Genomic DNA, 14,980 nt, shown 5'->3' on the forward strand with positions numbered 1-14,980 from the left:
CCTTTTAATTGCTGTGCAGTTTCCTTCAACAAATGCTTTAGTGAATCTGTTAATTCCATTGACACCTATGCACATCCAAAATCGAATCATCATTGAATTTACTACAAAAAGGGAAGGGAAAGGTTGCCGTTAGCAACCTTTCCCTTCCCCCCACCAGAATGATTATCATTTTCATAAGTTGTATACTTTATTCTCTGGAAGTCCCTAACTATGTATGTCTTTTACATTCAACCATTGGTTTTTTCTATAGAAAAATTGTTACATTTTTTTACAAAACCATTTAATAGTTATTGCATGAAAAGTTAGGGCTGTTGTGTTGTAATCGTAGATTGCAAGATAAAAATTAAGTCTCTCTCTTCCATAGCATTACTAGCGTTCAGAAGGGAGAGACAAGTAAATTTTTATCATCTTCAGGCTATTTCTTAATCCTGAAATACCATGATATTACCGGAGTAACAGGCAACCCAAACTTGTCTAGTTTGTGGGTCGTAAGTAATCCCAATCGGGTTAGCACCAACATTAATCTTTTGTACTACTTTCAGATCGCTAGTACGAATTTTACTAATTGTGTTGTCGCTGTAGTTAACAATATAAAGCCGTTGTCCGTCATCTGATAAAACCATGCTTCGTGGTGCATTACCTGTGGAGACTTTATCTATTAATTTACCTTTTAGCAAATCAATTTTGGCTATTTTCCCTTCACCGTTCAAGGAAGCATAAAGATACTTACCTGTCGGATCTATATTTAAATGTCGTGGTGCATTGCCAATATTTTTTAGCCATTTTACCGAAAAGTTTTTCAGGTCAACTTTAGCAATATTATAAGAACCCATTACGGCAATATAAGCCTGATTTGAAGCATTATCTATTGCTATGCCACGAGGATAAGGGCCAAGTTTAATCCTTTTAATTTCTTGGTTTTTAATAGCATCAACAACACTCAAATCCCAAGAACACCAATTACTAACTAATACTAGCCGTTCATCATGAGATGTAGCAACAAATTTAGGCACAGACCCAACTTGAACAACGTGGTCAATCTCTAGAGTGTCAGTATTTATCCGATATAAAAAACTTTTATCAGTTTTTTGAGATGGATTACATTTGTCGCTACCAGGGTTGTTAAATCCGAGGCCATACATTTGATAGTTAGAAATCCAGGCGTATTTACCATCTTGGGAAAAGCTGGCTTCCACAGGTGCGCCTTGATAACTACCTTTGAATTTGGAGTAACCGTATTTTGATAAATCAACCTTGTCAGGAATAACTTTGACTAATTTATGCTCTCGATTGTAAACAGTTATTGTGTGGTTGTACATCATGTTTTGAGCAAAAAATAGCCCATTTCCTGAATGCACAATAGATTTTGGGGAAATCTTGCCAGAAATAATTTTTGTGAGTGTCATCTTATTGGGATGACTGGGAGAAGTTTTCTGGATGTCGTCTTTTTGGTCAGAAGTTTCTAATTGAGAAAGTTGATTCTTTTCACTTGCAGGTGGAGTGAAATCATATCTCGATTGCGGTGGCTGATTTGTAACTAAAGAATTTTCACTCGTGGGTTGAGGAGGGTCTGATGCCAACTTGATAGAATTAGATAGCGTTTGTTCCTTGACTGGATTTTTGAGTTGTTGAGATTTTTCTAAAACTACAGGGTTTTGAAAAGCAGGTTGAAACTTTGGGGAAGACGATTTGATACCCTTAGATTTCAGTGCTGCAAGTGTCTTTGGGCCAACAATTCCATCAGTAATTAGTCCATGAGCTTTTTGGAATTTCATCACAGCTACTTCTGTCGCTGTATCAAAAGACCCTGTAATGGATTGCTCAAGATATCCAGATGCTTGCAGTTGTTGCTGGATAGAGTTCACTTGCAAACTGGTATCACCTCTGCGTAACAGTGAAGTTTTAGGCGATCGCCATTTTGAAGAATCTACTGCAACAGGTGTAGTAAAATTGGCCGGTGAGGTGGGTTGTACGACTGAACCAGACTCCAGTGCTGCTAACGTTCTAGTGTCAACAATCCCATTATCAACAAGTCTGTGAGCTTTCTGAAATTTGATCACAGCCGCTTCCGTTGCTGCGTTAAAATCTCCTGTAATTGGTTGCTCAAAAAATCCCGCTGCTTGCAGTTTTCGCTGGAGTGACATCACCTCATAGCTGAGATCACCTCTTTGCATGATGACCTTAGAATTAACTGATGGCGACTTTTTTGGTGTAGTTACAGAAGACTTTGTTTTTGCTGGTGGTGGAGTAGCTGTTCCCGAACTAGATTCTAGTGCGGCTAATGTTTGAGAACCAACAAGCCCATCAGCTGTTAATCCATGAGCTTTTTGAAATTTGATTACAGCTGCTTCCGTCACAGGGCCAAAATATCCAGTCACAGATTGTTTAAAGTATCCAGCTGTTTGTAGTTTTTGTTGTAGGGACGCGACTTGGGAATTTTTTTCGCCTTTTTTGAGAGCCTGAGCCGGATTAGACCAACCCAAAGAACTGATACCAAAAGCAAAAGAGAGGAATAGCGTTAAAGCTCCTTGTTGTTCTTGTAACCAGTCTAAGTCTGGATAGCATAAATCAGCATCGGCAGTATTTCCCGGTTCTGATTTAACAGACGCTTCATAGGTTTCCGCTAAATGCAGGTAAGCAAGTGTATCCATAAATAGAGAATACTCAATATTAGGTAAGTAAAAAATACGACATCCCTAGACGGGGCGGACTTGTCAACTTTCCAGGTGTTTAGAGGAGCATAAAACTTATCAGTACTTTTTCTAAGTATGCTAATGCAAACTTATGAAAGATGAACGTTTTAGAGTGACTGCGTGTGTTAAACCCAAGGCTGCTAAACTAAGGGTAACGAGGAGCAAGGTAATTACTATATTAGGAAATTAACATTTTATACTGAGAACTGCTATAAAAAGCGCTATAAATTTTTACACACTACAACGCTTGTTAGTAAATAGTACCTGAGATTTAAGCAGCGAAAAGAACTTTCCAACAGAACAGGTTTGACTGTAAAGTAATAATCAGGCGATGGAGCTCGCCATAACCGCCTAATCAAGTTTGCACACTTAACATTTGATCAAAAGGCTGATGGCTCCTACTTTTCCGACTTGCTACGGAAGGGTAGGGCTATTTGCAGTAAACTTCCGTTAGCAAGTCACGCTTCCCCATTCATTATCTAAAGTTGCGTGATGTTAGAAAGTTTTTTGTTAATTTTACTGCTCGGCTTTTTCGTGGGACAGATTACCCGACGGCTGAAAATTCCTGCCCTGGTAGGCATGATTTTAGTGGGAATTATCCTGGGGTCGCAAGTTACTAATCTCATCAGCCCCGATGTTCTAGCAGCATCTGCTTCTTGGCGATCGCTGGCTGTCATGGTAATTTTGATGAAGGCTGGCTTAGGTTTAGACAGGGAAAAACTGGTACAACAAGGAACGGTAGCACTACGATTAGGGTTTCTACCTGCGGCCTGTGAAGCTTTAGTTATTTCCCTAGCTGCAATCTGGATTTTCAAGTTCGACTTTCCCACAGGGCTATTGCTGGGCTGTGTGATTGGGGCGGAGTCACCGGCAGTGATTGTACCGGGGATGCTAAGACTGAAAAGCCTGGGTTGGGGAGTAACAAAAGGAATTCCTGACGCTATCCTCACCGGTAGCGCTTTGTCAGATGTTTTGTTACTACTAGTGTTTAGTTTGTTACTGAACTTTTTGGCACAAGGCTCAACTTCCACAGTCACCTTGCCTTTTGGTATAACCCTGAGTGCTATTCAATTATTGCCTATTCAGATTATTTACCAAATTGTTCTAGGCGTTGTGTTCGGTTTTTTGACAGCACGACTTTTGGTTGTGTTGCTGGCAAAGCAGAACTGGACTCAAAATGCGGTGCAGGATACCTTAGTTGCAGCAAGTTTGGCTTTGTTGCTGGTAGTACTGGCAGAGAAATTTCCCTTCTTCTCTGGCTATCTGGCAGTCATGGCGACAGGATTTTTCTTGATTGAGTTGGATGCTCCTTTAGCACGACGTTTACGTTCTGGGTTCGATAGCCTGTGGGTTGTCGCAGAAATTATTTTGTTTGTGTTGTTAGGAGCAAGTATTCAACTACAAGTGTTAGAAAAAACTCTGTTGCCAGGATTAGTAATTTTGGCAATTGGGACATTGATTGGCCGCGTTCTCGGATGGTATTTGTCTACATTAGGGAGTAACTGGAAATGGCGAGAACGGCTATTTTTACTGCCAGGGAACTCGGCTAAAGCCACCGTGCAAGCTGCTATCGGGGCGATTCCTCTAGCACAGGGAATTCAAGGGGGAGAGACAATTTTAGCGATCGCAGCTTTATCTATTCTAGTCACGGCACCTTTGGGAGCTTGGGCAATTCCTACCTTTGCGCCCAAATTACTAGAAAGAGGCGAGGTTGATCCCACGAAGGTGGCGATCGCTCGTCGGATTGTGCTGTTAGCTGCCGTTGATACCTCTCCTTTGGCTAGTCAGGTGTTAACTAAAGCCGCCGATCTTGCCCGTCGGACTGATGGCGAGGTAATTGTATTGCACGTCATCCGCACAACCGATCCCCCAGCAGTAGAATATCTGCAAGCACAATCTCGAAAATTTCTTGCAGACATCCGCTATAAGTTTATTACTGTCACAGGTTCAGTACCAGAAGAAATTGTTCGCGTTGCCCAAGACTATCGAGTTGCTGATATTGTCATGGGCAAACGAGGACATCAGCCTTGGAATGAGGTGCTGCTGGGTTCTGTCTCCCAAGCAGTACTAGAATCTAGCTCAATTCCTGTTATTTTAGTTGGGGACTTCCGTTAAACTATGCCAAAGTACCCAATTAATGAGTTTTTTAGTATTAGTAGATAGAGATTTACCTAGATATAAGCTAATTCATGTCCTGAAAAAGCAGGACTTAGGCAAAAATCATCAATTTATCGTAGACGCGCAAGCGGCTTGCCGCAGGCTACCACAGAAGCGCAGAGGAGCCAGTGCGTTGCACGGTTTCCCCGCGTTGTAGCAACTGACGCGACACGGAGGAATGAGAGTTTCAGAGAGTCGTTGCGTAAGTCCTAAAAAGTTGTTGATTTTTTTATTTATTAAGTAGGGCAAATTTTAGGACTATCTATAATCATTTTGAAATCTTTTTTAGTTTTTATTAGTAAATAAGATGAATTTGCCCTGGGTTTAATCTATACAATCATTGTGTTCACCATAATCATGTATTCCAAATTTTATTTGCAATAGCAAACGATCTTGAGAAATTGGAGGTGTAGCTTTATGAAAAGCGAATACATCTTCTACGAAGCCAAAACCTGCTTTTCCGCAAATAGTTAACCACCGATCTGATCCATAATAAGTCATAAGTTCTGCATCAGACTGTCGTCTGAATAAGGATAAAACATAACGCAGTTTCTTGTGTTTGTGACTACCACGAATGTACACATGGGGACTGCTCGATAAATTGACATCAGTTAAATAAAAGAAAAATATCAAATTGCGATAGTCATTTAAATCATAATGAAAGTTCATCGCTGCTTTATTTAAGTTATATGTTGTTTTGTTTACAAAAATCCAGTGTATTTGACTACCTGTAAAAACAGGATTTTTTTCTAAATATTTATGAGCTATTTCTAAAATTTTTGGATCACTTGCTATTTTTTTTATTGCTGGACAAAGCAAAGTAGTGTTGGAATAATCGGCTCGGATAAAGGATTTGTTGTAGTTCTGTTCTGCTTTGGCTTTATCAGAATATAAGAACTCACAATTGTAATTACCGTCTCCATAACATCTATGATTCTGGGCAAAATTAAGAATTTCTTGAAGTATACTGTCAGGTAGATAAATTCCCTGATAAATACCATCTTGTTTTAAAGAAGTGACAATTTCATCAACTTCAAGGTCTTCAAACATAGATAAACCTTGATAATTTTTATAGCTTATAGGCTGTTTATAAAACGAAATAACAAAATTACGGATAATGTTAAATCTACCAATAATAAACATTAAAAGCCAAAGAGGATTAGTCTTGGTTTGACGATAATATTTAGAAACTCTTCTCCTAATTTCCGAGCATGAATCTCTAATATAAAAATCAAGAATTTTTTGCTTATTTTTGCTCATATTTTTCAAATCAACTTTATCATATACTGCCACGTCGTCCTATATAACGGGTTATCGGTTCTACTTAGAATATCACGAAGAAAGTAAAACTCTTGCCATTGCGCCAGGATTGAGTGTAGGAGTATAAGGTATGTCAATGATTTGTAAATATCATTGTTTTAGTATTTCTCTGTTTGTAATATGTAACACTCACATTCAGGTCTGTTATGTACCCAAGTAATTTGAGAACCATCAAATAAAGGAATTTCTACTTGCCACCACTGCCCACGCCGCAAACGACGATACCAGCGAAAGTTTGAGCAAATCCAATCGAACAGTTGCATATCAAAACCAGAGATCAGTAAAGGTAGATATAGCTTTTTTAGGTATGGCGTGTGGCTACACACATAAGCGATAAGGCTGCTTGTGGTGAATTAGAGTTGATTCCAGATAATAGTTGAGCTATGCGAAATTTGTGAAACGCTCGACCATAATTCCCCTGTAAGACTTCTTCTCCGACTGTATGATTGTGGGGATAAAGCTTAACTTGAAAACCAAGTGGTTCAAGTGTTTGATGGTAGAGTTCAGGTGTAACGCCGTCTCCTGGTTTGTGATGAACCTCCGTGGCTAAACTCCAAAACTGTTCTTCAGCAGTAGAGTGTCCACCTCGTTTCATTAAACAATAAACTGGTAGACGTGCTTGCCATAGAAGAAAACCCAAACCTCGTAACTGCATTGCACTACGCTGAGGATCATGATCGGTAATCAAAAGTCCACCAGGGCGAACCAAGCGCGCAGCTTCTGTTAATGCTTGAGCCATATTATCGCAGTGATGTAGGTATGCGTTAGCGATCACAATGTCTGCACAACCAGAGATTAATGGCAGATGTTGACCATCTGAGAGAATAGGGGTGTAGCCAATTTTTTGAGCCATTTTTAATGCACCAAAAGACACGTCTACACCTATGAGTAACCGAGGTTCACCACAGACATCTTTGAGTGCTGCATACAAATTGCCAGGGCCACAACCCACATCTACAACGATTTTGCCGTGCCAATTACCGACAGCTGCTTGCCAAAGGTTCACAAATTTTTCATCTCGATGGCAGTTGGTAAAATAATTATTTGCCCATTCCGGATGTCCAAAGTAATAACTATTTGCACGGATAGCTGAGGTTAAAACAGGTATTTTGCCAATAAGAATACCCTCATCTTCCGCATCAATGCGATCTTCTGAAATTAAATATTGATGCAGGTTTACAGGTGATTGTTTTAACATATTTTTTCTGTACCAATTCTTTTAAATACATTTTAAAATGATCTCTTGATCAACAAATTATGTTTGTATGTGATGCTCAAAGTATTTATTTGTAGGATAGATAGTTGATGCGAGTTTAACTGCTTGGCTATTTTTTACTCAAGTTAGAAATGACTAAAAACATCAACGGTGTGTGTTTCTACCATCTCGGCTAGAGTAGAGAGCGATCGCAAATCACTAGACCTTGTGAGGCGATAGATAGGAATATTTTTAGCAACACTGGTACATTGTAAGAATTGAGATTTATTGTGAGTCTGATACCATCGAGTAGGAAGTGAATTACGCATCAATTCAATTAAACTTTCCTGCGATCGAAGTTTCTCTATCCCCAGAGTTGAGCCTTTCGCCAGCATGTATATCTGCTTTAGTGGCACGGCAGTTTGAGAAAATTTCTTTGTCACCCGGAAACCACCCTTGTTCAACTCAGAGTGTAGCAATAACAAATCAGACTGATCATGACCTAAAACTTCTGCAACTTCCGGAAAGAGTTTTAGTTGTGGATATGCCGGAAATACTTTAAATGCTCCAGTTTCTGTGCTGATCGCTACTACATCATCTGTAATAATTTGATGCCCATTAGCATGGAGAGCTGCGGCAATTGTTGACTTACCCCAGCCTGATTTACCTACAAAGGCAATGGCACTACCATTAACTTCTACCGCACTACCATGCAACACAAACAAGCCCCGTTGATAGAGCAAAAGTGACATGATATTGCCAATGATGTAAAGACTAATCAATCTTTCATCATCCTTGAAAGGGGTAACACTGATTTCGCAACCATTACGAACTACAAAAAGAGCAAATTCCCGATTGAAGAAAAATGCTTCCTCTGGTGTTATTTTCATGACAAGTTTATGGTTGCCAATCAATTCCGCAGGTATAGAAAAGTTTCTATCATAGCGGATTGTGATATCTCCTGGTGTTAGTGCAGGAACAAACTCAGGTAACTCTATGTCTGAATGTATCCCCAAACCATATGCAAAGTATGAAAACTTCATATCATATATTGTGTAAATTACTTTAGATGAATTTAATTAACTGAAAAAGCTTAAAATTTTTTTTCGTAATATATTTTTTGAAATTTTCCTAGTTTTTTAAAGTAACTTTTCTATGTAGAAAAAATAGGGTTGAATCTATAAAATGTTTCAGTTTTTTGAATAAAAACTGATTCTACATAGCTTCAACCCTTAGCTATTTTTGAGTATGCTATTCCAGCAATATGAGGCGCTATAAATGTTTCAAACTCTTAGCTTCATATTGCTGAAATAAGATTTATAAAATCACACACACAAGATATCTAGCCAAAGTCATTAATTTACACACACAAAATATCTAGCCAAAGTCATTAATTCACACACACATTAGATTTAAATGCTTAACTTATTACACCAAGCGTTCCACGCTCTCCAGGGATAGGAATATTTATCGTATCGCCATTAATAACTAAATTGATGGAATCACCTGTTCCAGCGCTTTTAGAAAATGTCTGTTCGGTAATATTTTCTATTGAACCGTACAGATTTAATTCTGGTTTTGTCCATTCTTTTCTTGTTTCCATTATAATTGCTCCTTAGAGTAATTTTTGCTAATTCTTTAGTAGGCTAACCTACATTTATAATATTGCATAAAGATTCAGGATTTTCAACATATATGCAACAGTTTTCCTAAATTTTTATACATAAATAATAAGCATCAAGACTGAATTTTTTGCAGCCAAGCAGCTAAATTCACAACAGTATAAACTGTCATAGCATCTTGTTCTTGCATCGGATCTGATAAATAGCGAGAATAGGCCATACGCAATGCTGAAATATCAACATAATCCTCAATATTTTTTGGGTTTTTGATAATTATTTCATCTAAAATTCTATGCTCAAATTCGAGAAACTTAGGTTTAAAACTAGCTCCTAAATTGGCCTTAGTAATTCTTGTTTGCAGTTCAGGTGGGAGGATACCTGCCATAGCACGACGAGCAACTAAACGAGTCCATCCAGAAGAAAATTTTTGTTCAGGGGGTATAGCTAAACAAAATTCCATTAACCTGCGATCGCAAAAAGGAAAAGATAAAGACACTGAACAAGCACTGGATAACTTATCAGCCATTTCCAGTGCATATTGAATTAATCCAGAATTCAGACTATGCCAATGAAGTTCCCTCGCTGTGACAGACGTATGACTATTCTTCTGCTGTTGTTCCTTGAAATAATCTGATAGGTTCAGACGTTTGGCGAATGCAGGATTAATCGCTGTATCCATCCAGATCGGCTTACCGCTGATTTTCCAAACAAATTCGGGTATTAAAGGTTGTAATCCCCATTGCCAAATTACTTGCATCCAAGGCAAGTAAAATCTTAATGCGTAAGCCCTGGCTTCCTTAAGAAAAGTTTTAAATTGAAGTCTACGTATTAAATCTGTTAGGTAGGCTTGACCATGAGAAATAGTGGTATCACCATCTATCCCATCTAAGATAATACGAACATTTTTCTCCCGCACTTTTTGATAAATTAGCCAATTTAGATAGATATTAGGAGCGCAGAAACCTTCATCCATATACCAAAAAATTTGGTCATAGTCTGTTAAAGGACTAATACTATCTGCCTCGATATAGTGAGGCACAATCCCATCTTGAGCTACAACTAAGTCAACATAGAATCGTTCATCAATTAGCTGTAAATATTCTGTTTTTAAGTTAGGAAAGATTGCAGAAAAAGTATGTAATTCTTGATGCTTTTGTTGTGAAAGTATATTACGAGCAACACAAGTAATTGAGGAAGAGTCCAGTCCACCACTCAACATTGAACCGACTGGAAAGGCACTACGTAAACGGCAACGGACTGCTTCAGTAAAAATTTCTCGATAGGCCTCAGCATACTCTTGATTAGAACTTAATCGTATTTCTAGAGATGGATCTAAAGACCAATAACGCCGTATTTGCTTAGTCTCAATACCAATGACTAAGCTGTGGGCTGCTGGTAATCGTAGAATATCTTCATAAAAGGTCGTCTCCCTATCTTCAAAGATTCTCGCCAAGTATTGTCCTATTCTGAGTTCATTAAGTCTGCGAGGTACTTCTGGTAAGCACAGGAGGCCTTTAATTTCTGAGGCGAAGACAAAAATTTGACTTGAATGATAGTAGTAGAAGGGTCTGACACCCATAATATCTCTAGCGCAGAAAAGTATCTGCTGATACTTATCCCAAATTACAAAGGCAAAATCACCTAATAGCTTTTCTGGACACTGTTCCCCCCATTTTTCATAGGCAGATAAAATAAGTTGGCTATCGGTAATTTTTGCAGATGCTTGGTCGTTCAATTGCAGCGCAGAAATTAGTTCATCTCGATTATCAATACGGGCATCGGCTGTAATGACTAAATTTCCGGTGCTACTAACCAAAGGCAACTTCTCTAATAGAGATTCAGGCGTTGTCCACAACATTCTGTGTCCCATTCCCACAGACTCTTCTATCCATATATCTGCATTATCATGACCACGATGAGCTAAAACTTCAGCCATCCGTCCCAAATGGGTAGAGTCTATCGGCTTTCCCTCAAGATAGTAAACTCCAAAAATTGCGCTCACAAGCTTATACCTATTAAGAAAATTAGACTAGCCTTACCAATGTGGCATTCAAGCAGTCTCATCAGTGGCGAAAAAAGATAAGACTCAAACTGTTTTTTGGTATAAAGAAGGAAGGCGGATAAAATCCGATAAATTCTTTATTTTGCCTATAATTACTTGCTCCTGGCTTTCTACCCAAGCATGAGCTGCAAATTCTCCTTGTGAATTTTTAGCAACGCCAATACAAAGCTCCGTTCGATAACCCTGCCTTGCCAGTAGTATATATGTCACTAAAGCACGAGCAAGACACACAGGTTTTGGAATCATATATCTGCTAACAGTATCTACTGCCCAAACTACCCTACGCCAAAGCACTTCACCAGGCTCTGGGATATTGAGGGATGTGGGAACAATTTTTCCCACGAGTTGATATAAAATTCTCCAAGGTAATAGCTTCAGCCCTAACCTAATCATAATCATGGTAATAAAAGCTGTAAGCAAAAATTGGATACTACTAGTCAAATGCAGTAACTTATGTAGTTGTTTCATGACTAATTTCAATTAGCTGCGAGGCTTGTAGCTTTAACAGTAATTCAGTTAAATCGCGATCGCAGATTTCGGCTTCAACTTTATACTCTTGTAAAAGAATTTCTTTAATATCTTTTACAGTTTTTGGTTCCTTAATCAGAGTCCATATCCGCCCTCCCACTTCATTAACACTGTGATAGACTCCAGACCTGAAATTAAGAATGACTATTTCGTCGCCGATATCTGAGGAAATTTGTTCAACAACAGCTACTACTATTGAAGAATCTGATATTTTTTGATTTAGTTTGTTGGAGTTCATCTTCTCATTTAATTGAAATTTTCGGTTGAATTTGTTCTAACTTTTGCATTACTTGCCTACCTTTAAAAGCTTTTAGCTTGTTGAATTATGGCTTAGGTATGTAAGACGGTTCTCCTCTTTTGCCATGCAGTCCAAAGAAGGATAAAATTTCAATTTTGAAACTTGAATATAACTATGAATAAATTAGTTTTGCTATTACTATGATGTTAATAACATTTCATATACTTACTCCCTATGCTATCTATCTAAAGGAGTAAATAAAGTGTGTGTTTTTCAGTAACTCAAGTATAAAATATTTTTTTAACCAATTATTAATGTTGTGTTAACCATAACAATCCGGAACTACACGTGAGAAAATATTAAGATGAATAAAAAGTAATCTTTGTAACCAAAGTGTAAATGTAGTAATATGACTGCTAACCCTCTTCTGTGTCTACTCAATTGACTCGCATCATTACACTGACAGGGCTGGCTTTTACAAAAGCATCAAATATAGGAAATAGCATCACCGCTTAACTGCTGTTTTAGTCTTACCTTACGTGGTGTGCAACTTTCTTTCAAACCTAACCCCCAACCCCTTCCCTAGCAGGGAAGGGGAGTAATACTCAAAGCCTCTCTCCTGGCAGAGAGGGGTTTTAAGAATAACGTGAGTTCGATGAGCTATAAAGCCGGAAACCCTTAACCAGTATTGTTTGTGAGAACTAAGAGTTTCTAAAAATCTCTAGGTTTATTGACAATAAAATCAGTAACCCTTGAATCTGTCAATTATTGACACTGTTCTCAACAAATGATTGAGCTAAGTTTGAACCTTGACTTTCAAAACCTTTGATTCGCAAAGACTATAACGTTTTAAATCCGTCGAACTCACGTTAAGAATAAGTCACACATCGCGTTACCTTCTTAAAAAACTCACATACTGTACTATTTGTCAATATTGAGAGGCATGATGTGGCGGTGTCAAATTTTGTTGATGCTACTTCAAGCACTACCTACAGCCTCAATGGCTGCCTCCAATGCGATCGCCACATGTGTCCAATGCGTCCCTCCTTGGCAATAAACTATGTATGGCGATCGCAAAGGCCCATCCGCCGAAAATTCCAAAGTACTCCCCTCAATAAATGTCCCTCCAGCCATCACCACCTGGCTTTCATACCCCGGCATATCATCAGGAACAGGGTCAAGGTAAGAACCAACAGGAGAATTCTGTTGTATGGCTTTACAGAAAGCAATTAACTTTTTCGCAGACCCCAATTTAATCGCTTGAATCACATCACCACGAGGAGCTAGGGGCGCAGGATTCACTGGATAACCAAGCTTGTCAAACACATAACCAGTCAGAAAAGTTCCCTTCATCGCCTCACCCACCATTTGCGGCGATAAAAATAAGCCCTGGAATAACAAGCGATTTTGGTCAAAGGTTGCACCACCATAACTACCAATACCAGGAGCAGTCAAGCGACAAGCAGCAGCCTCTACTAAATCAGCACGGCCAGCTACATAACCGCCAGCAGTGACGATAGTACCACCAGGATTTTTAATTAAGGAACCTGCCATTAAATCCGCGCCGACATGGGTGGGTTCTTGAGTTTCAATAAATTCGCCGTAGCAGTTATCCACGAAGCAAACAGTGTGAGGATTTTGCTGTTTGACAAGATGTACAATCTTTTCGATATCAGCAATTGATAGGCTAGGTCGCCAAGAATAGCCACAGGAACGTTGAATTAACACTAAACGCGTGTTTTCGGTAACGCTATGATTTAACCCTTGCCAATCAATAGTTCCTTCGGCAGTTAACTCCAACTGGCGATATTTTATGCCAAACTCTATAAGGGAGCCTTGGCCTTGACCCCGCAAACCAATAACTTCTTCGAGCGTATCGTAGGGAGAGCCGACAACTGCTAACATTTCATCACCAGGACGGAGTATACCAAAGAGGGCGCAAGCGATCGCGTGAGTTCCCGAAACAAACTGCACTCGCACCGCCGCTGCTTCCGCGCCCATCACTTCAGCAAAAACTTTGTCTAAAGTTTCTCGTCCTAAATCATCATGACCATAGCCACTTACACCAGCAAAGTGGTGCGCCCCTACGCGCTGATTACGAAAGGCATCCAGCACTTTTTTCAAATTATGCTTGACCTGAGCGTCAATTCCAGAAAAAATCTCTATCAGTGCCTGTTCTGCTTGCCGCAGCTGTTTCAAGCTGTTCATTACTTCCTCGTTAATAAAAAATTATAGGTATGCGGATTTTCGGATCTCGCAGATTAGGCTGAAAAATATCAATTCAGGTTACTGCATGACAATTGCTACTTCAACTAAACCTCAAATTAATTGGGTAAATACCCTATTTTTCCTAGCGCTACACATCGGCGCGCTGTTTGCTTTTGTTCCAGGTAACTTTAGCTGGACAGCAGTAGGTGTGGCGTTATTTCTTTACTGGGTAACTGGTGGTTTAGGTATTACCTTAGGCTTCCACCGCCTTGTAACCCATCGCAGCTTCCAAACTCCCAAGTGGTTAGAATATCTTTTGGTACTTTTTGGCACCCTTGCTTGTCAAGGAGGGCCAATCGAGTGGATAGGGACACACCGCATTCATCATTTACATTCTGATACTGATCCCGATCCCCATGATTCTAATAAAGGCTTCTGGTGGAGCCATATGGGTTGGCTGATTTACCACTCTCCTGCTCACGCTGAAATTCCTCGCTTTACCAAAGATATTGCCGAAGACCCAGTTTATCAGTTTTTTCAAAAATATTTTATTTTGATCCAGGTTGCTTTGGGTTTGTTGTTGTTATTTCTGGGTGGCTGGTCTTTTGTTGTTTGGGGAATTTTCGCTCGCATTGTCTGGGTTTATCACTGCACCTGGTTGGTGAATAGTGCTACCCATAAATTTGGCTATCGCAGCTATGAATCTGGTGATAGATCAACTAACTGCTGGTGGGTAGCTGTATTGGTTTTTGGCGAAGGCTGGCACAACAACCACCACGCTTTTCAGTATTCCGCCCGTCATGGACTGGAATGGTGGGAAATTGATTTGACTTGGATGACTGTTCAATTGCTACAAATACTTGGTTTAGCTACTAATGTGAAACTGGCAGACAAAAGGCAGTAACTCATTTATTATTTGTCGTTAGTCATTGATTCAAGGCCAATGACTAACGATTG

Annotated in this window: 13 protein-coding genes and 1 riboswitch; of the genes, 3 read left to right on the plus strand and 10 right to left on the minus strand. The window is 39.3% G+C overall.

The annotated features are described in order from the left end of the window. Window positions 1–422 precede the first annotated feature (422 nt). Window positions 423–2,651 (minus strand): peptidoglycan-binding protein, encoded by a 2,229-nt coding sequence (locus IQ259_RS12370; protein WP_228014504.1) that lies wholly within the window; start codon window positions 2,649–2,651, stop codon window positions 423–425. Window positions 2,652–3,011: 360 nt separating this feature from the next. Beyond that, window positions 3,012–3,101, plus strand: a riboswitch (Fluoride riboswitch). 84 nt (window positions 3,102–3,185) lie between these two features. On the opposite strand from IQ259_RS12370, the gene IQ259_RS12375 reads away from it, so the two are divergent. Next, window positions 3,186–4,808 (plus strand): sodium:proton antiporter, encoded by a 1,623-nt coding sequence (locus IQ259_RS12375; protein ID WP_193885068.1) that lies wholly within the window; start codon window positions 3,186–3,188, stop codon window positions 4,806–4,808. Window positions 4,809–4,830: 22 nt separating this feature from the next. Beyond that, window positions 4,831–5,007 carry a hypothetical protein gene (locus IQ259_RS12380; RefSeq protein ID WP_193885070.1) on the plus strand — a complete coding sequence of 59 codons (177 nt, stop codon included), beginning with the start codon at window positions 4,831–4,833 and terminating at the stop codon, window positions 5,005–5,007. A 167-nt stretch (window positions 5,008–5,174) separates the two neighbouring features. Here IQ259_RS12380 and IQ259_RS12385 read toward each other — a convergent pair whose 3' ends face one another. From IQ259_RS12385 to IQ259_RS12425, 9 genes are all read right to left on the minus strand, one after another. Then, a complete protein-coding gene (locus tag IQ259_RS12385; RefSeq protein WP_193885072.1) occupies window positions 5,175–6,143 on the minus strand; it encodes a hypothetical protein in 969 nt (322 codons plus the stop codon). A 125-nt stretch (window positions 6,144–6,268) separates the two neighbouring features. After that, entirely contained in the window at window positions 6,269–6,433 is a 165-nt protein-coding gene (locus IQ259_RS12390) for a hypothetical protein (RefSeq protein ID WP_193885073.1), read from the minus strand. A 38-nt stretch (window positions 6,434–6,471) separates the two neighbouring features. Further along, on the minus strand, window positions 6,472–7,368 hold the full coding sequence (locus tag IQ259_RS12395) for a class I SAM-dependent methyltransferase (protein ID WP_193885075.1): 897 nt from the start codon (window positions 7,366–7,368) through the stop codon (window positions 6,472–6,474). A gap of 143 nt (window positions 7,369–7,511) precedes the next feature. After that, window positions 7,512–8,408, minus strand: a complete 897-nt coding sequence (locus tag IQ259_RS12400) for a hypothetical protein (RefSeq protein ID WP_193885077.1) — start codon at window positions 8,406–8,408, stop codon at window positions 7,512–7,514. Between the two features lie 377 nt (window positions 8,409–8,785). Then, entirely contained in the window at window positions 8,786–8,968 is a 183-nt protein-coding gene (locus tag IQ259_RS12405) for a hypothetical protein (protein WP_193885079.1), read from the minus strand. Between the two features lie 134 nt (window positions 8,969–9,102). Then, window positions 9,103–10,989: a lasso peptide isopeptide bond-forming cyclase gene (locus IQ259_RS12410; RefSeq protein WP_193885081.1), complete on the minus strand. Its 1,887-nt coding sequence runs from the start codon at window positions 10,987–10,989 to the stop codon at window positions 9,103–9,105. Window positions 10,990–11,073: 84 nt separating this feature from the next. Continuing rightward, window positions 11,074–11,517 (minus strand): lasso peptide biosynthesis B2 protein, encoded by a 444-nt coding sequence (locus IQ259_RS12415; RefSeq protein ID WP_193885083.1) that lies wholly within the window; start codon window positions 11,515–11,517, stop codon window positions 11,074–11,076. After that, window positions 11,501–11,815 carry a PqqD family peptide modification chaperone gene (locus IQ259_RS12420; RefSeq protein ID WP_193885085.1) on the minus strand — a complete coding sequence of 105 codons (315 nt, stop codon included), beginning with the start codon at window positions 11,813–11,815 and terminating at the stop codon, window positions 11,501–11,503. Before IQ259_RS12420 ends, IQ259_RS12415 begins: the two co-directional genes overlap by 17 nt. A 978-nt stretch (window positions 11,816–12,793) precedes the next feature. Beyond that, window positions 12,794–14,023, minus strand: a complete 1,230-nt coding sequence (locus tag IQ259_RS12425; RefSeq protein ID WP_193885087.1) for a methionine gamma-lyase family protein — start codon at window positions 14,021–14,023, stop codon at window positions 12,794–12,796. Window positions 14,024–14,108: 85 nt separating this feature from the next. On the opposite strand from IQ259_RS12425, the gene IQ259_RS12430 reads away from it, so the two are divergent. Next, window positions 14,109–14,927 carry an acyl-CoA desaturase gene (locus tag IQ259_RS12430; RefSeq protein ID WP_193885089.1) on the plus strand — a complete coding sequence of 273 codons (819 nt, stop codon included), beginning with the start codon at window positions 14,109–14,111 and terminating at the stop codon, window positions 14,925–14,927. Window positions 14,928–14,980: the final 53 nt, after the last annotated feature.

This window comes from Fortiea sp. LEGE XX443 (genome assembly GCF_015206815.1).
In the GTDB taxonomy this organism is placed as follows: Bacteria; Cyanobacteriota; Cyanobacteriia; order Cyanobacteriales; family Nostocaceae; genus Nostoc_B.